We start from the raw sequence: 18,258 nt of genomic DNA, 5'->3' as shown, positions 1-18,258 counted from the left end.
GTCATATTCTGGTGTAAATACAGGTTTTACTAGAAGAATAACTTATCCTCATTTTACGGTTGAAAGGAATCCTTTAACATTTTACCGGTTTAAATATGAACATGGTGAAATAACTGGAAATAAGGGAACGGAACTCTTGATTGTTTGGATTTAGGTATAAAAAAAGCATAACAGGAAATGTTATGCTTTTATTTATTTTAAAATATCTAAATATTACATTTTGTAGTTGAAAGCTCCAAACAGATCAGGGAAAACTCCTAAGGCAATAATTAAGACAATAATACATACAGCTACAATATTATAGGTAAGGGTTACCTTCTCTGAAGTTTTGAATGTACTTTCTTTGAAGAAGAACATTGCGATGATAAGTCTCAGGTAATACGCTATAGAGATAGCGGAGCCTAACACTGCAACTAAAACCAGGAATGGTGCTGAGCTAATAGCCTGTGCAAATAAACCAAATTTTCCCATAAATCCGGCAGTAAGCGGAACTCCTGCCATGGATAATAATGAAATAGTGGCTACGGTAGCTAATAACGGCTCTGATTTACCTAATCCTTTAAATGCATTGAAAGAAGTTTCTCTCTTCAGTTTTTCTACCCAGATCAGGCACATAAATACCCCTACTGTGGATAAAGAGTAAGCAAATAAATAAAAGGCCAGGATATCCGTAGAAAGCTGGTTCATTCCAAAGAAGATCAAGGCAATGTATCCTGCGTGTGAAACTGAAGAATAAGCCAGCATTCTTTTAGCATTGGTCTGGGCGAGACCCATTACGTTGGCTAATAATAAAGTAATGATCAGTAATACACCCAAAACATGGATCCAGTCATAGAAAGCTCCGGCAAATCCTATCGTCATCAGCTTGAAGAACGCATAGAATCCGGCGATTTTTACCACACTTGCCATAAATGCAGTAATGAGTGAAGGTGATCCCTGATATACATCAGGACTCCACATGTGGAAAGGTGCTAATGATACTTTAAATGCCAGGGCACAAAGCATAAGAAGAACTCCCAGGATAAACATTACATTATTTGAATTGGCAGTTCCGAAATCATGGATCTTATTTAAATCAAGACTTCCTGAACTTCCATAAATAAATGCGATTCCGAATAATAAAAAACCTGTAGCAAAAGATCCCATCAGGAAATATTTCAATGCAGCTTCGTTCGATCTCAGGTCGGTTTTGTTTGCCCCTGCCATTACATATAATGGAATGGAAAGGATTTCAATACCCAGGAATAATGTTACCATATTCTGGAATCCGAATAATACGATACCTCCACACAGGGCAAGCAGCATTAAAGCATATAATTCCGATTGGTGGCTTCTGTGATTGCTGAATGCAAAACCACCTAGAAAGAATAACAGTAGGGTAGTTACAATTGAAATTTTTGTAAACAATGCAGCGGTAGGGCTGTATTCATACATATGCTTATAATGGTCGAAGAATGTACACTCCGGCAAAAAACTCACGTATAATGCGATGATTAACCCCAAAATCCCAATGTATCTTGCGAATTTTCCTTGTTCAAAAACTCCTGAAAATAACGCAATAACTGCCGTTAGGAAAACAATAATTAAAACACTCATTTTTTAAAATATCAAATTAACTAACCATTGATTGGTAGATAAACTTCAACGAACTACTCACCATGTCGATTACCGGCTGCGGGAAAATACCAAGTAAAATCACAAAAACCGCTAAACTTGCCAGTACGGAGAATTCCACTCCGGATAAATCTTTTGCTGTACTCAATACGGCTTCATCTCCTTCTCCAAACATTGCTTTTCCATAAAATCTCAACAGATACACGGCACAAAGGATTACTGTAAGACCAGCAATAATTGCTGCCAATCCATTAAAATCATATACTGATTTCAGCAATATAAATTCCCCGATGAATCCATTGGTTAATGGAACTCCCATCGAACCTAATAAAATGATCAAGAACAATACGGCAAACTTAGGAGCTACTTTTGCGAGTCCTCCCATTTGTCTGATATCTCTTGATTTAAATCTTTTATATAAAATGTCGGCACAATAGAATAGCCCTGCCACGTTGATACCGTGAGCAAAAGTCTGTACTAAAGCACCTTCTCCTCCTTCAATAGTAAAGGTCCCCCTCAGCGTTAATACTGCGGATGCAAATATACCTGCTACCATTAAACCTACGTGAGAGAAAGAAGAATAAGCAATAATTCTCTTCATATCGTTCTGTATAATGGCAATAAGTGCCCCATGAACAATACCTATGATGGCAAGAATAATAACAATCTGACCGGAGATTCCTAATATTGCAGACGGTGTGATCGGTAATAAATAACGCATAACACCATATACTGCCATTTTCAGCATGATCCCTGATAATAACATGGATCCCTGAGTAGGAGAGTAGGTATAGGTGTCCGGCTGCCAGGTATGAAACGGAAATACCGGTAATTTCACTGCAAAAGCAAAGAAGATAAACCAGAATATAACGATCTGCTGAGTCTCATTAAGGCTAGCATTGTACAGGTCTGTTAAAGCGAATGATGCAGAATAGTTGTAAACATAAACTAATCCTGCCAACATAAACAGCGACCCTACAAATGTATATACAAAGAATTTCGTAGTGAATTCCAGCCTTTTGTTTTCCTGTCCCCAAAGCCCGGCGATAAACCAGATCGGAATTAATGTTACTTCCCAGAAAATGTAGAATAATAAACCGTCCAAAGCGGTGAAAACTCCTACCAGCCCGAATTGCATAAGCAGTATAAGACCGTAAAAAGAGTTTCTGTAGCTTACATTCTCATTAAAAGAAGAAAGAATAATAAGTGGAGTCAGAATATTGGTCAGCAATAAAAGCAGCATACTCATTCCGTCAATTCCGAAATGAATGGAGCTTCTTATAGACTTTGCCCAAGGATAGGTGATTTCATATTGCAGCACACTATCTACAGTCGGAGCAAAATTGAAATCCGAAAGTATATAGAATGTGATTAACATCTGAATCATTGCTATTCCAAACGCCAGATACTTGCTGGAATTATTCTTCCAGGCAAAAACTAATCCCGAACCTACTAGAGGTAAAAGTAATAATGTTAATAATAAACAAGACATTATTATTGTAATATAAAGTTAACAATCAGTATAATTCCCACAGCTAAAGACATGATAAGAATGTAGTTCTCAACATTTCCGTTCTGAATACGCTTCATAGATTTTCCGCTATCTTCAGCACCTTCTCCCACGAAGTCTACGAAACGGTCTAAAACACCCTTATCAAACATTTTTCCTCCGCGTCCTAATCCTTCCACCGTTTTTACAATAATGGCATTGTAAAGTTCATCGATATATAATTTTTTAGCAGAAAGTTTTTCCCATCCTGTATAGTCCTCTTCGGCAACAGCCATTTTCTTCTTATTCACATAAGTATTTTTTACGATAAACCATACAGTGAAGAACATGATTACAGTTAATGCTAAAAGTATAAATTCAGTATTAACACTTACTCCGGTAAGAGTAGCTTCCATTTGCTTGAAGCTTTCTTCCGTAAGAACAGGCTTCAGCCATTCCATCAGCTTAGCATAATGACCGTGCCCTATGAAATGCGGAAGGTTGATAAATCCACCGATTACAGAAAGAATGGCCAGTACGATTAAAGGTAAAGTCATATTGGACGGGCTTTCATGTAAGTGATGTTTCTGCTCTTCACTACCTCTGAACTCTCCTGCGAAAGTAAGGTAGTATAATCTGAACATATAAGTTGCGGTAACTGCTGCTAAAATAAATAATAGCACCCAATAGACAGGGTTTTTAGCATAGACAGCTACTAAAATTTCATCTTTAGAGATCATCCCTGAAAGAAGCGGGAAACCCGAAATAGCCAGTGTTCCGATAAGGAATGTAGCGTGGGTAACAGGAATGTATTTTTTCAGTCCTCCCATGAAACGCATATCCTGCTCTCCGCTCATGGCGTGGATTACAGAACCGGCTCCCAGGAATAATAATGCTTTAAAGAAAGCATGTGTCATCACGTGGAACATTGCGGTCGTATAAGCACCCACTCCTAAAGCGATAAACATGAACCCAAGCTGGGACACCGTAGAGTAGGCCAATACTTTTTTGATATCGTTTTGGCGCAGTGCATAGAAACCTGCCAGTGCAGCCGTTAAGAATCCGATGAATAGAATTCCGCCCTGCACGGTAGGGGCTAATGTAAATAAAAAGTTTGATCTTACTATCAGGTAGATCCCCGCAGTAACCATCGTAGCGGCGTGGATCAGCGCGGAAACAGGAGTAGGTCCTGCCATCGCATCCGGAAGCCATGTATATAATGGAACCTGAGCCGATTTACCGGTAGCTCCGATAAATAAACTCGCTGTTATAAAGATGATAACGGTTCCGTCCAATTCAAATTTTGAAGCATTCTGAGCTACTGAAAGATAATCAATAGCGTTGGTTTGGGAGGCGATCATGAAAATACCGATCAATAAAGCAAGGTCACCGATTCTGTTCATGATGAAAGCCTTTCTTGCAGCTTTCCCATATTCTTCATTGGTATACCAGAACCCAATCAGTAAATAAGAACATAAACCTACACCTTCCCATCCGATGAATAAGATAAGGTAGTTGCTTCCCATTACTAAAAGCAGCATGGAGAAGATAAAAAGATTCAGATAAGTAAAGAACTTATAAAATCCTTTATCATGACTCATATAGCCGATAGAGTATAGGTGGATTAAAGATCCGATTCCCGTAATGATCATGACCATCATTAAGGATAACTGGTCGATCTGGAATCCGAAATTAACCTGAACTCCGTTTACTCTGAACCATTCGAAAGCTTTTACGATCACAGGCTGGCTTTCAGAATTAAAATTCATGAAAAGGCTTACCGCAATGCAGAAAGATCCGAAGACCACCGCCGTGGCGAGCCCGCCCACCAATATTTTGGGAAGATTTTTTCCGAATAAACCGTTAATAAGAAACCCTAAAAGTGGTAAAAGTACTATTGCATACACTAAATTTTCCATTCCTTATCCTCTTAATTTATTAAATATACTTACATCTACAGAACGGGTATTTCTATACAGCATAGCAATAATTGCCAACCCTACCGCTACTTCCGCAGCAGCAACCACCATAATGAAGAAAACTAAAAGTTGTCCGTCACCGTTTCCTTTATAGGCTGAAAAAGCAGCCAATAAAAGGTTTACAGAATTAAGCATAAGCTCTACACAACCTAAGATTACAATAGCATTCTTCCTGAGCAATACTCCCAATACTCCCAAACAGAACAATACTGAAGAAAGAATAATGAAATATTCCAAAGGGATACTTTGTATAAATGTATTTACTTCTCCCATAATTTTATAGATCTTTTTTACCGATTAATACCGCACCTACAATACCAGCTAAAATAAGGATGGATGCAAGTTCAAACGGTAAAACATATTCATTAAATAAAAGTCTTCCAAGGTTTTTTGTAAGTCCCACTCCTCTGTCTACATTATCCACTACAATATGGTTCTCTCTAACCCCTCTGAATACCCCTAAAATACCAATTAGTAAAAGCCCGGCTGTAAAAACACCCACAAATTTCAGTGTGTTGTTCTTTTTACTTTCGTCCGCTTTATTTAGGTTTAGCATCATCAGGATATAAAGGAATAGCACCATGATAGCCCCAGCGTAAACAATGATCTGGATAATTGCCAGAAATTGCGCATTCAGTAGAATGTACATACCGGCAATTGAAAACATCGTTACGATCAAAGATAAAATGGCATATAAAGGATTTCTTGCAAATACGAAATAAACTGCACTTGCCACTGCTAAAAACGCTACCAAGAAAAATAAAAACTGATCCATTATTTTACCGCATTTTTTTGTTTCTCGGATTGTCTTGCTGTGATGTCAATCCTTTCATTTATTTTTTCCACTAATTTATCTTTTCCATAGATGAAAGAACCTCTGTTCGTTTCTACATCCACCAGTCTGTCGGTTAAATAGATGGCAGATTTCGGACAGGCTTCCTCACACATTCCACAGAAGATACATCTCAGCATATTGATCTCATATACGGATGCATATTTTTCTTCCCTGTAAAGGTGCTTTTCATCCTTGGTTCTTTCAGCAGCAGTCATCGTAATTGCTTCTGCCGGACATGCTACCGCACAAAGTCCGCAAGCCGTACATCTTTCTCTCCCTTCTTCATCTCTTTTAAGAACATGATGGCCACGCCATACTTTTGCTCTTGGTTTTTGCACTTCAGGATAAGCGTAGGTAGGCGAACCTTTTACGACGTTCCTTACAGCATGCTTAAGCGTAATCCCCATTCCCTTGAAAATCGCAGGTAAATAGATTTTCTCAGCAAGGGTCATTTCTTTATTAGAAACAACTTTTGATCTGTTCGTAAGTTTCATTTATTTTAATTTTTTTAGACTGAACGGTGTTCAGCATTAAAAATATATTCTTATTCTCTCTTAATGTCCAAGTGCCAATATCACGGCTCCTGTAATAATCAAATTCACCAATGCCAGTGGAATTAATGTTTTCCATCCTAAATGCATCAACTGGTCATATCTGAATCTTGGAAGCGTCCATCTGATCCACATAAAGATCAGGATTCCAATGATTGTTTTAAATAAAAATGATACGATACTTAAAATACCTGCAGCATTTTCACCCCAGTTCTGGGTTACCCATTCAATACCAGGGTAGTTGTAACCTCCGAAGAAAAGTACTACCATGAAAGCATTTGAAATAAACATGTTCACATATTCTCCAAACATGTACAGCCCAAGTTTCATGGAAGAGTATTCCGTAGAATATCCTGTTACAAGTTCAGATTCACATTCCGGTAAATCGAAAGGGTGTCTGTTGGTCTCTGCGAGCGCAGCTACTATGAAGATAAGGAAAGCTAATGGCTGGTAGAAAATATTCCAGTTCATCCCGTCAAGGGAGAAAAGCCCCCAAAGTTTTCCTGTAGCCTGGGTTTCAGAAATTACTTTTAAATCTAAACTTCCTGTCATCATAATGATAGAAAGAAGTGCCAGTCCCATTGCTAATTCATATGAAATCATCTGTGAAGAAGCACGGATAGCACCGATCAGTGAATATTTATTGTTGGATGCCCAGCCTCCGATCATAATTCCATATACACCGATAGAAGCCATACCAATGATATAAAGAACTCCTACGTCGATGTTGGCCACCTGAAGATCAAATGAAGTACCTCCGATATTTAAACTTTTACCCCACGGAATAACCGCTCCCGTGATCAATGAGATAAACATCACAAGGGCAGGGCCGAGTACAAAGAGGAATTTCTCTGCATTGGCCGGAGTAAAGTCTTCTTTAAAAAAGAACTTACCACCATCAGCCAGCGGCTGCAATAAAGCAAACGGACCGGCTCTGTTGGGCCCGATTCTGTCCTGCATGATGGCTGCTACTTTTCTTTCCGCCCAGGTGGAGTAGGCCGCCACTGTTAATGATAACAGGAACAATGCCAGTACAAGTATAAGTTTAAATGTAATTAAATCCATTTTATTTGATATTAGTATAAGATTCAGGAGGTGTTACCTGTCTGAAATCCGATGCCTTTAAATTAAATTTATTGTTCGTCTTTTTCACTGATTTCTTTAGCCATAGGATTGTCTAAAACTCTTAGCTCATCTTTCGGCTTTTCATAATGGTTCAATGAAATAACAGAATGTCTGTCGATATGTCTAGGACCCTCAATATTCCAGTATTTAAGGTCTTTTCTGTCGAAACGGCAAGTATCACAGATAAATTCTTCTACTTCTCCCCATTGGTCTTTTCTGGCAGTAACCCTGATGATCTCATCACCTTTCATCCAAAGTACGGCTTTTCCTGAACATTTCTCACATTTGCAAGTGGCATTCATTGGCTTTGTAAACCAAACCCTGCTTGCAAAACGGGCAGTTCTGTCTGTAAGGGCCCCTACCGGACATACATCGATAACATTTCCTATGAAATCGTTGTCAAGTGCTTTATTCAGGTAAGTGGATATTTCCGCGTGGTCTCCTCTGAAAAGTATTCCGTGCTCTCTTTCTTCCGTAAGCTGATTAGCTGTAAGAACGCATCTTGCACAAAGGATGCAACGGTTCATATTCAGCTTAATATGAGGACCTATATCGTCAGCATCATAAGTTCTTCTTTCAAACTCCGTGCGTGTTTCCTCCACACCGTGTTCATACCCGAGATCCTGAAGGTGGCATTCTCCAGCCTGGTCACAGATAGGGCAGTCTAAAGGGTGATTGATTAAAAGGAATTCAGTAACGGCTTTTCTACCTTCCTGTGCCCTTTCGGAAGTAAGGTTCTTAACTTCCATACCATCCATTACGTTTGTTCTGCAGCTTGCTACCAATTTTGGCATAGGACGGGGATCTGCCTCCGATCCTTTAGAAACTTCAACCAGGCAAGTTCTGCATCTTCCTCCACTGGTTTCCAATTTGCTGTAATAGCACATTGCAGGAGGAACGGATTTTCCACCAATCTGTCTTGCTGCTTCCAGGATGGAAGTTCCAGGCAAAACTTCAGTAGTTTGTCCGTCTATCGTTATTTTGAATTTTTTAACCTCTTCGCTCATATTATATGCTTTTTGCTTATGCTATTAAAGCAGATAAGCTCTTTTTATTTTTGCTTTCTTGTATTAAATGTATACCCGATTCCAAAATCAATCTCACCATAAACAAAATCTTGTGAAGCTTTGTCTGGCTTATTATTGAGAGTGGTTTTTACATCAGGCATATTAATATATCCGTATTTTCCTTCTACTTGAATGACCACATGCTTCCAAAGGACCATACTTACGGCAGCTCTTGCATCAAGCCCGAATCCGGCTAAATGGAATCTGTCACTTCTTTCATTTCCCATCAGCTGTACATTGGATTTTGGCAGCAATGCTCCAATTCCTCCACCATAGCTTAAGAAAAGATCAATATTCTTTTTATCCAGAACATTATGATATTTCTGAGCTCCGATGTTGATATAGTTAAGCCCGTCCGTATGTTCAAATGTTAAAAATTTGGCATCACTCAAATTAACCTGTCCGTTCTGCACCATGGCAGCATATTCGGGATCACTGATGTATCCTTTAAAGTTTACGGTTTGGTCCTGAGCCATTACATATTTCATATGGTCCATTCCCAATGTAATTCCAAAATTATCCTTAGGGAAATAGGTTATCCTGTAATTTACCTGAGGTATCGTAATATTGGAAAGTTTAAAATACTTTTTAAAGGTAAATGGAGTAGGTCTGTCGTTGGCTACTACATTACTCAACTGGAAATCGTATCCATCTCCTTTGAAATGAATGTCCGAATTCGAATATGTTGAGAAGTTCCAACCCCAAAATACCATTACTGATCCTTTTTTAAACGGTTCTGTTTGCGCATTTGCGCTCAATGACACTGTTAATAATAACAGGTATAAAAACTTTTTTTTCAATTTTGATGTTTTTTTTGTTTTCAGGAATTAAACTGTCGGCGCCGGAATAGGATCTGCATAATGTGCCAATCCATAATTTTGTGTTAAACACAATTCCGGGTTTTTCACGTGCCATTCAAATTCATCCCTAAAATGACGTATCGCTGCTGCAACAGGCCATGCTGCTGCATCCCCTAATGGACAGATGGTATTTCCTTCGATCTTTCTCTGGATATCCCAAAGCAGGTCGATATCTTCCATCTTTCCTTGTCCGTTTTCTATTTTCTTTAAAATTTTATACATCCATCCTGTACCTTCACGGCACGGAGTACATTGTCCACAACTTTCGTGATTATAGAATCTTGCCAGCGTCATGGTGTGTTCCACCACACACTGATCTTCATCCAAAACGATGAACCCTCCAGAACCCATCATGGTTCCGGTAGCAAAACCTCCGTCTGCCAATGATTCATAGTTCATATATCTCGGCTCACCATTTACGGTTTTAAGCAATAAATTGGCAGGTACGATAGGAACCGAGCTTCCTCCCGGAATACAGGCTTTGAGTCTTTTTCCGTTTGGAATTCCACCACAGTATTCATCGGAATAAATAAATTCCTCTACGGTAATGGTCATATCGATTTCATATACTCCCGGCTTATTTATATTTCCACAAGCTGAAATAAGCTTGGTACCGGTAGATCTTCCTACTCCTATTTTAGCATATTCAGCTCCCGTAATATCAATAATCGGAACAATGGCTGCAATAGATTCCACGTTGTTTACCACGGTTGGTCTTTCCCAAAGACCTTTTACAGCCGGGAAAGGTGGTTTCAGCCTAGGATTTCCTCTTTTACCTTCAAGAGATTCCAGCAATGCTGTTTCTTCTCCACAGATATAAGCTCCTCCTCCTCTCTGAACATAGATTTCAAGATCGAATCCGGTTCCCAGGATATTTTTACCTAAAAATCCTGCAGCTTTGGCCTCATCAATAGCCTGTTCCAGAATATCCGGAATCCAGGAATATTCTCCACGGATATAGATATAGGATGTATTGGAGCCTAAGCAGTAAGAAGAGATCAGCATTCCTTCAATTAAAAGGTGAGGAATGAACTCCATCAGATACCTGTCTTTAAATGTTCCGGGCTCTGACTCATCCGCATTCACTACAAGGTGTCTCGGAACTCCTTCCGGCTTAGCCAAAAAGCTCCATTTCATTCCTGTAGGGAATCCGGCTCCACCACGTCCACGAAGGCCGGAAGCTTTTACTTCTTCCAGGATTTCGTCCGGTGTCATTTTCAAGGCTTTTTCAGCTGCTCCGTAACCTCCCTGTTTGCGGTAGGTTTCGAGGTAGCGAATACCTTCTATATGTGCATCTTTAAGTAAAAGTTTTTTACTCATTGTTATTTGCTTCTTGCAATTGGCTTTGGGCTTCTTGCATTAATTATGATTAAACGTTAAGTGAATAATTTAAATCTAAAATTTAGAATTTAAAATTTCTATTAGTCCAAAGCAACTTGTCCCTGTCTGCAAAGATCAAGGATTTCATCTACTTTTTCTATCGTTAAATTTTCGTGATAAAATTTTCCCAACTGCATCATAGGAGCATATCCGCAAGCTCCCAAACATTCAGCAGGTTTCAGGGTGAACATACCGTCTTCCGTAGTTTCGCCGTCTTTTATGTTCAGCTTGGTCCGGATATGGTCCAGTATCTTTTCACTTCCACAAACCATGCAAGGTCCTGTTCTGCAAACTTCTAAAACATATTTACCCACCGGCTTCATGTTGAACATGGTATAAAAGGTAGCTACCTCATATACTTCGATCGGTTTAATGCTTAGTAATCCGGCTACATAATCCATTACAGGAACATCGAGCCATCCTCCAAATTCTTTTTGCGCTAAATGCAAAACCGGTATTAATGCTGACTTTTGTCTTCCCTCAGGATATCGTGCAATAATTTTCTGCACCTGTTCCAGACTTTCCGGTTTAAAAGCTATTGTTTCGCTCATTTTTTTAAATGTATTATTGTACTATGTACAATGTACTAATGACTTTATTTATTTAATCATTGTAAAATCATACATACATTTTACAATGATACTTTTTACAATTTTAGGCGTCTAATTCTCCCGCAATAATGTTCATACTACACATGGTAACAATCGCATCGGAAATTACAGAACCTGTAATCATTTCCGGATAGGCCTGGTAGTAAATGAAGCATGGTCTTCTGAAGTGAAGTCTGTAAGGGCTTCTTCCTCCGTCACTCACGAGGTAAAATCCTAATTCTCCGTTTCCTCCTTCTACTGCATGGTATACTTCTCCTTTTGGAATTTCGGTTTCTCCCATCACAATCTTAAAGTGATAGATCAACGCTTCCATTTTGCTGTAAACATCTGCCTTTTCAGGAAGATAGAAGTCCGGAATTTCCGCGTGGAAATCTCCTTCGGGAAGGTTCTCATAGGCTTGCTTGATGATTTTTATAGATTCCCATACTTCCTGCTGGCGAACCATAAACCGGTCATATGTATCACCGGAGGTTCCTACAGGAATTATAAAATCAAAATCTTCATAAGAAGAGTAGGGCTGTGCAACTCTTACGTCATAGTCAACTCCTGCTGCACGCAGGTTAGGACCTGTAAATCCATAGCTTAAAGCACGCTCGGCTGTGATGCCTCCGGCTCCGATGGTACGGTCCATAAAGATTCTGTTTCTTTCCAATAGATTACAGAATTCCTGGAATCTAGGTGGGAAAGTTTTTAGAAAATCTTTTATAAGTTCATGGAATTTAGGTGTGAAATCTCTTTCAAATCCTCCTATTCTTCCCATGTTGGTTGTCATTCTCGCTCCACAGATCTGTTCGTACATATCGTATATACGCTCTCTTTCAATGAACATATAGGTAAGCCCCGTGATGGCTCCTGAGTCCATTCCTGTTACTCCGTTACAGATAAGGTGATCTCCAATTCTTGCCAATTCCATAAGGATGACACGCATATAATCCACACGTTTAGGAACTTCTACACCGATCAATTTTTCTACGGTCATATGCCATCCCAGGTTATTGATAGGTGCCGAGCAGTAATTCATACGGTCGGTAAGTGTCGTGATCTGAGAAAAGTTTCTTCTTTCAGAGATCTTTTCGAACGCTCTGTGAATATATCCTACTGTTTGCTCAGCATGAAGGATTCTTTCCCCGTCCATGGTTAAGACATTTTGGAAAATCCCGTGGGTAGCAGGGTGGGTAGGTCCTAAATTGAGGGTATATAGTTGCCCGTCAATCTGTTCCTTGCTTTCGTATTGGTTAAGTATATTAGATAATGAGTTATCTTTCATAATGTTTGCTTTTAGCTATTTGCTTCCGGCTTTTGGCTGGCTGCCATTGGCCATTCGCTTTTTTATCTTCCGAACATATTATCACTCTTATCAGTTCTGGTACCGTCTTCCAGACGATATTCCTTCAGCATAGGATGATAGCCCAGATCTTCCATATTGAGGATAGGTCTGAGATCCGGATGTCCTTTGAATTTGATTCCGAAGAAATCATAAGTTTCTCTTTCCATCCAGTTAGCCCCTGCATACAATTCCGTAAGGGAATCCACTTCGATATTTTCTCTGGACATGAAAATTTTCAGACGGATTCTGAAATTAGTCATCATATTATGTAAATGATAAACCACTCCTATTTCCTTATCTGGAAATTCAGGATAATGAATACCACAGATATCCGTTAGAAAGTTGATTTCCAGAGAAGAATCTTTAAGGTAATGAATGACCTTTTTAATGTCTTCTTTTTTGATTTCAAGGGTCAGCATTCCATAAGGCTCTGAGCTTGAAATCACGGATTCCGGAAATTCTCTTGTTATTGCTTCTAATACAAATTCGTTCGTCATTCCGTTTAGTTGCTTATGTTATAGGAATCTAATAGTTTCTGATATTCAGGCATATCTCTTCTTCTGATGCTTTCGCTTTCTGCCAATGCCTGAACCTGCATAACTCCTTCAATGATCTGCTCAGGTCTCGGAGGACATCCCGGAACATATACGTCTACAGGGATGATTTTATCGATCCCCTGCAATACGGAATAAGTGTCAAAAATACCTCCGCTGGAAGCACAGGCTCCCACGGCTACTACCCATTTTGGTTCTGCCATTTGAGTATAAACCTCTTTTAGGACTGGTCCTAATTTCTTAGATATGGTACCGCAAACCATCAGCATATCTGCCTGTCTCGGAGAGAAAGAGTTTCTTTCCATCCCAAAACGTGCAGCATCATAGGTAGGGTTTAAGGTTGCCATAAACTCGATACCACAACAAGAGGTAGCAAAGGGTAATGGCCATAAAGAAAATTTTCTTGCCATACCGATCACACTGCTCAGTTTCGTTGCGAAAAATCCTTCTCCTTCATATCCTTCAGGAGCAGGTGCATCTGTTCTTATTATTGGTTTTTGATCTGACATTGTTTAGATTTTAGATTTTAGATTCCGGATTTAATTAAATTTTTGTTCAAATTGACCTTAAATCTCCTCTAAAATTTTAATTTTTAAATTTATAATTCCCCACTATTTATCCCAATCCAATGCACCTCGCTTCCAGACATAGAAGAAAGCTACGAAAAAGATTGCTACGAAAGTAAGAACCGCAAAGAAACCTTCATATCCGAATTCTCTGAAGTTTACCGCGTAAGGATAAAAAAATACGATTTCTATATCGAATAGTACAAACAAGACTGCAGTAAGAAAATATTTGATGGAAAACGGAGTTCTCGCATTTCCCTCTACAGCCACTCCACATTCCCAGCTTTGGTTTTTTACAGAATTTCCTTTTTTCTGACGTGGTCCTAAAAAATGGGCTCCAAGCAAGGAAACAGCTACGAAAGCAACCGCAACACCAGCTTGTATAAGGATTGGAATATAACTTTCTGGTAAATTCATTTTTGCATTATTATCTCAATTTGCAAATTTACGGAATAAAGAAGAAAGCATGAAATTTATCACCTTAAAAGTCGGCTCGAATTCTAATAAAATCAGTAATTTAGAATTAATAAAAATAAGATTATTTTCTCATTTTTTTTAGTAGAGAATAGGCCATAAAGGAGATGTAAGCGAATAAAACGCTGGCATATATTATGTTAACTACGGTGTCCAGTTTATCATCTCCCAAGCGGAAAAAGAGGTTGTAAATTATAAAGCCTGCAATCAGAATAGCGAAGACAATAAGCTGTGTTTTCATAATTAGAGATTTAAAGAGTAAGTTCTTCTTCTTTTATGGTTTACCGGTTCGTAATCCTGCCATAGCAGCTGGATGCTTTTGTTTTCTTCCAGTTCGGGATTGGTCTCAAGGAATTTGACGCCTTTCTTCTTGAAAATATCGAAAATTTCCTTGAAAATAATGGAAGTAATTCCTCTTCTCTGATAGTCCGGATGGATCCCGATCAGATAGAAATTGGCCCGGTCATTTTTTCTTCCGGCCTGAAGGAAATACCACCAGCCAAATGGAAGTAATTTTCCCTTGGATTTCTGTAAAGCCTTCGAGTAGGAGGGCATTGTGATGGCAAATGATACAAGATTATTATCGGCATCCACGATACAGATAATATAATCTTTATCGATCAGTTTGAAGTATTTTTCTTTGTATGTTTTGCGCTGCTCATCCGAAATAGGAGTGTAAGTGGAAAGATGCTTATAGGTTTCATCCAGAAGGTCGAACATAGGGTCTACATAGTTCAGGATCTCCTCTTTATTTTTAAATCTTAAAACCCGTAGCTGGTATTTTTGGGAAATAAGCTCATTGAATTTATGTATTTTTTCCGGTAAGGATTCGGGGAACATAATTTCAAATTCTACCCATTCCTTCTCTTTTACGAGTCCTAATTTTTCAAGATGCTTCGGGTAATAGGGATGATTATAAATACCAATCATGGTGGCTAATTTGTCATAGCCCAGTGTCAGCATTCCTGCCTTATCCAGGTTGGTAAAGCCCATAGGTCCTTCAATTTTTCTGATATTATGTTGCTGGGCATAGTCGATAGCAGTCTGGATCAGCGCTTTAGAAACTTCATCATCATCAATAAAATCAATCCATCCGAACCTGACTTTTCTTATGCCGAGTTCTTTTTCTTCTTTATGATTGATCATTACCGCTATTCTGCCAACAGTTTTATTATCTTTTATGGCGAGAAACTGCTTGGCTTCGGAATATTGTAAAGCCGGATTTTCTGCCGGATTCCAGATATTTATTTCATCATTAATGAGTGAGGGGACAAAGTATGGATTGTTTTTGTACAACTCCATAGGGAATTTTACAAATTGTTTTAATTCGTTTTGGGATTTGACTTCAAGAATTGAAACTTTAGACATAGTTTTTTGAAGGGTAATTTGAGCGCAAAGATAATTAATAAAATGCAATACTTTGGCACAGTTTTTATATCTTCTAGAGTAAAAATATTCACAAAATCTAATAAAAAATGACGGGCTATTACATTATAATTGGGATTTCTATGCTTGTAAGTTGGTGGGTCTCTTCGAGATTAAAATCCAAATTTGAGTTTTATTCCAATGTCCATCTGAGAAATGGCCTTTCCGGTAAGGAAGTGGCGGAAAAAATGTTGAGAGATAATGGGATTCATGATGTCCAGGTAATTTCAGTTCCCGGAAATTTGACGGACCATTACAATCCGGCTGATAAGACAGTTAATCTTTCAGAAGGTGTTTATATGCAGAGAAACGCTGCGGCAGCGGCAGTAGCAGCTCACGAATGCGGACATGCTGTGCAGCACGCCGTTGGATATTCTATGCTTCAATTACGATCCAAGCTGGTTCCAATAGTAAATATCAGTTCCAATCTTATGCAGTTTGTCATCCTTGCAGGTTTAGGTATCATGGCAGCTACCCGGACGATAGATAATCCTAATGGAAATACATTGGTATTGGCCATCGGTGTTATTATGTTTGCTTTTACGACCCTTTTTGCTTTTGTTACGCTCCCTGTTGAATATGATGCGAGTAACAGAGCGATGAAATGGCTGAAAGATACGGGAACAGTAACTCCTGAGGAATATGTAGGTGTACAGGACAGTCTTAAATGGGCTGCAAGAACATATGTGGTAGCGGCAATAGGATCTTTAGCCCAACTTTTATACTGGGCATCATTATTAATGGGAGGAAGAAGAGATTAAACTTAATCTTTGAATTCAAACGATATATTCTGCATTTCGGACAATTTGTCCGAAATGTTTTCTTTTAAGGAAGTCTTTAAAGAAGCGGTAAGAATACAGTTTTCATTGGCGTCAAAATTCAATACCCTGGCATCTACTTTTGAAAGGAGAGTGAAAATGGTATTTTGCTGATTGAAATTAAAATGGATTTCTATTTCCGATTCCAGTTCCTTCGTTATGATATGGGCTTCTTCTAAGGTGAGCTTGGCCGATTCTTTATAGGTTTTCACCAATCCTGAAACTCCCAATTTGGTTCCTCCGTAATAGCGTACTACAATGACAAGAACGTTGGTGATTTCATGGGCTAATAATTGATTATAGATAGGCAGCCCTGCACTTCCTGACGGTTCCCCGTCATCATTAGCGCGGTAGTTTTCACCGTTAAGTCCTATCCTGAATGCATAGCAATGATGGGTGGCTTTAGGGTGTTCGGATTTTATTTTTTCCAGGGCTTCTTTGAGCTCTCTTTCATTATTTACGGGATAGGCAAACCCAATGAACTTGCTTCCTTTCTCTTTTAATAGAATGTTCTCAACGGGTTTCTCTATGGTTTTAAATTCAAACAACATGCTCTGCAGGATTTTGATAAAATTGAATGGTATTATCCCTGAAATCCTGAGTTCTTAAAGGCTGATAATCGAAGGATGGGGCTTTGGTGCCGTTGCCAAGCTTTAGATTTTCATTTTTAATGATCAGGGCTTCATCCCAAAGTCCGGCATTGATGAATTGCTGAAGGGTATAGCTTCCTCCTTCTATGATAATAGATTGGATTTGCTCTTTATATAAGCCATTCATAAGAGAGGGGAGAAAGTTTTCTCTTTCGATCTTAATAAAGTGGATGTGATTTTCCGTGCCTTCTTTGATCGTATTAAAAACCAAAGTTCTGGCTTCCTGGCTGTATAGATTATAATCTGCCGGAACTTTTAGATCCAGGTCGATAAGTACTCTTACAGGATTGGTTCCCTCTATATTTCTGACAGTCAGGCTGGGATTGTCATTAAGTGCGGTTTGGGTTCCTACCAGGATGGCATGTTCATTGGCTCTTAGCTGATGCACAAACTGATTGGCAAGCCTATTGGATATGGAAGTAGGCTTAAAATCTTTATCGAGGAAGCCGTCCGCAGACTGGGCCCATTTTAAAATGATATAAGGTCTTTTCTTTTCGTGGTAGGTGAAAAATCTCTTATTAAGCAGTGTGCATTCTTTTTCTAAAATGCCGGAAATAACTTCTATACCGGCATCCTGGATGATCTTTTTTCCTTTTCCATTTACTTTATCATGGGAATCCATAGCTCCGATCACTACTTTTTTAAAGCCTAATTCTTTTATTTTTAAAGCGCACGGAGGGGTTTTTCCATAATGGGCACAAGGTTCTAGGGAAACGTAAATAGTGGATTCCGGAATAAGCTCAGGGTTTTTCACGGAATTTATGGCATTGATTTCGGCGTGGTTCTCTCCGGCTTTATGGTGGTAGCCTTCTCCAATGATTTTATCATCGTAAACGATCACGCTTCCTACTAAAGGATTTGGGTAGGTTTTTCCCAATGCTTTTTCGGCTAGCTCAATACATCTTTTAATATATGCTTCGTCTTTCATATTAT

Annotated in this window: 20 protein-coding genes; 1 reads left to right on the top strand and 19 read right to left on the bottom strand. The window is 38.9% G+C overall.

Annotated elements, in window-relative coordinates:
* Positions 1-213: 213 nt before the first annotated feature.
* The 17 genes from ABJ974_RS13555 to ABJ974_RS13475 form a co-directional block, all read right to left on the bottom strand.
* Entirely contained in the window at positions 214-1,596 is a 1,383-nt protein-coding gene (locus ABJ974_RS13555; RefSeq protein WP_419868770.1) for an NADH-quinone oxidoreductase subunit N, read from the bottom strand.
* A gap of 16 nt (positions 1,597-1,612) precedes the next feature.
* Complete coding sequence (locus ABJ974_RS13550; protein ID WP_419868769.1) at positions 1,613-3,106, bottom strand: complex I subunit 4 family protein; 1,494 nt, start codon at positions 3,104-3,106, stop codon at positions 1,613-1,615.
* A 2-nt stretch (positions 3,107-3,108) separates the two neighbouring features.
* Positions 3,109-5,022 (bottom strand): NADH-quinone oxidoreductase subunit L, encoded by a 1,914-nt coding sequence (nuoL, locus tag ABJ974_RS13545; protein ID WP_419868768.1) that lies wholly within the window; start codon positions 5,020-5,022, stop codon positions 3,109-3,111.
* Between the two features lie 3 nt (positions 5,023-5,025).
* Entirely contained in the window at positions 5,026-5,355 is a 330-nt protein-coding gene (gene nuoK / locus ABJ974_RS13540) for an NADH-quinone oxidoreductase subunit NuoK (RefSeq protein WP_184191816.1), read from the bottom strand.
* Between the two features lie 4 nt (positions 5,356-5,359).
* Positions 5,360-5,857, bottom strand: a complete 498-nt coding sequence (locus ABJ974_RS13535) for an NADH-quinone oxidoreductase subunit J family protein (RefSeq protein WP_419868767.1) — start codon at positions 5,855-5,857, stop codon at positions 5,360-5,362.
* Complete coding sequence (locus ABJ974_RS13530) at positions 5,857-6,411, bottom strand: NuoI/complex I 23 kDa subunit family protein (protein WP_419868766.1); 555 nt, start codon at positions 6,409-6,411, stop codon at positions 5,857-5,859. Before ABJ974_RS13530 ends, ABJ974_RS13535 begins: the two co-directional genes overlap by 1 nt.
* Before the next feature lie 60 nt (positions 6,412-6,471).
* The gene (nuoH, locus tag ABJ974_RS13525; RefSeq protein WP_419868765.1) at positions 6,472-7,533 is read right to left on the bottom strand and encodes an NADH-quinone oxidoreductase subunit NuoH; all 1,062 of its coding nucleotides are present in this window, start codon (positions 7,531-7,533) and stop codon (positions 6,472-6,474) included.
* A gap of 68 nt (positions 7,534-7,601) precedes the next feature.
* Positions 7,602-8,600 (bottom strand): NADH-quinone oxidoreductase subunit G, encoded by a 999-nt coding sequence (locus ABJ974_RS13520; protein ID WP_419868764.1) that lies wholly within the window; start codon positions 8,598-8,600, stop codon positions 7,602-7,604.
* 44 nt (positions 8,601-8,644) lie between these two features.
* Positions 8,645-9,460 carry a hypothetical protein gene (locus ABJ974_RS13515; protein WP_419868763.1) on the bottom strand — a complete coding sequence of 272 codons (816 nt, stop codon included), beginning with the start codon at positions 9,458-9,460 and terminating at the stop codon, positions 8,645-8,647.
* 27 nt (positions 9,461-9,487) lie between these two features.
* Positions 9,488-10,840: an NADH-quinone oxidoreductase subunit NuoF gene (gene nuoF / locus ABJ974_RS13510; RefSeq protein WP_419868762.1), complete on the bottom strand. Its 1,353-nt coding sequence runs from the start codon at positions 10,838-10,840 to the stop codon at positions 9,488-9,490.
* Positions 10,841-10,941: 101 nt separating this feature from the next.
* A complete protein-coding gene (locus tag ABJ974_RS13505; RefSeq protein WP_419868761.1) occupies positions 10,942-11,451 on the bottom strand; it encodes an NADH-quinone oxidoreductase subunit NuoE family protein in 510 nt (169 codons plus the stop codon).
* Between the two features lie 103 nt (positions 11,452-11,554).
* Positions 11,555-12,778, bottom strand: coding sequence for an NADH-quinone oxidoreductase subunit D (locus tag ABJ974_RS13500; protein ID WP_419868760.1), 1,224 nt, complete (start codon positions 12,776-12,778; stop codon positions 11,555-11,557).
* A gap of 62 nt (positions 12,779-12,840) precedes the next feature.
* Entirely contained in the window at positions 12,841-13,335 is a 495-nt protein-coding gene (locus ABJ974_RS13495) for an NADH-quinone oxidoreductase subunit C (RefSeq protein WP_419868759.1), read from the bottom strand.
* A 5-nt stretch (positions 13,336-13,340) separates the two neighbouring features.
* Positions 13,341-13,901 (bottom strand): NADH-quinone oxidoreductase subunit B, encoded by a 561-nt coding sequence (locus tag ABJ974_RS13490; RefSeq protein WP_292009559.1) that lies wholly within the window; start codon positions 13,899-13,901, stop codon positions 13,341-13,343.
* Between the two features lie 102 nt (positions 13,902-14,003).
* Positions 14,004-14,375, bottom strand: a complete 372-nt coding sequence (locus tag ABJ974_RS13485; RefSeq protein ID WP_419868758.1) for an NADH-quinone oxidoreductase subunit A — start codon at positions 14,373-14,375, stop codon at positions 14,004-14,006.
* 121 nt (positions 14,376-14,496) lie between these two features.
* Positions 14,497-14,673, bottom strand: coding sequence for a hypothetical protein (locus ABJ974_RS13480; protein WP_419868757.1), 177 nt, complete (start codon positions 14,671-14,673; stop codon positions 14,497-14,499).
* Between the two features lie 2 nt (positions 14,674-14,675).
* Positions 14,676-15,800, bottom strand: a complete 1,125-nt coding sequence (locus ABJ974_RS13475) for a GNAT family N-acetyltransferase (RefSeq protein ID WP_419868756.1) — start codon at positions 15,798-15,800, stop codon at positions 14,676-14,678.
* 107 nt (positions 15,801-15,907) lie between these two features.
* On the opposite strand from ABJ974_RS13475, the gene ABJ974_RS13470 reads away from it, so the two are divergent.
* Complete coding sequence (locus ABJ974_RS13470; protein ID WP_419868755.1) at positions 15,908-16,618, top strand: zinc metallopeptidase; 711 nt, start codon at positions 15,908-15,910, stop codon at positions 16,616-16,618.
* Positions 16,619-16,620: 2 nt separating this feature from the next.
* Here ABJ974_RS13470 and ABJ974_RS13465 read toward each other — a convergent pair whose 3' ends face one another.
* Positions 16,621-17,226, bottom strand: a complete 606-nt coding sequence (locus tag ABJ974_RS13465; protein ID WP_419868754.1) for an IMPACT family protein — start codon at positions 17,224-17,226, stop codon at positions 16,621-16,623.
* A complete protein-coding gene (gene ribD, locus ABJ974_RS13460; protein ID WP_419868753.1) occupies positions 17,216-18,253 on the bottom strand; it encodes a bifunctional diaminohydroxyphosphoribosylaminopyrimidine deaminase/5-amino-6-(5-phosphoribosylamino)uracil reductase RibD in 1,038 nt (345 codons plus the stop codon). The genes ABJ974_RS13465 and ribD overlap by 11 nt, the downstream gene beginning before the upstream one ends.
* Between the last annotated feature and the right edge of the window lie 5 nt (positions 18,254-18,258).

The sequence above is a fragment of the Chryseobacterium sp. CT-SW4 genome (assembly GCF_048572715.1).
GTDB lineage: Bacteria > Bacteroidota > Bacteroidia > Flavobacteriales > Weeksellaceae > Chryseobacterium.
Note: the sequence above shows the minus strand (reverse complement) of the source record. Positions and strands in the feature narration are given on the sequence as shown.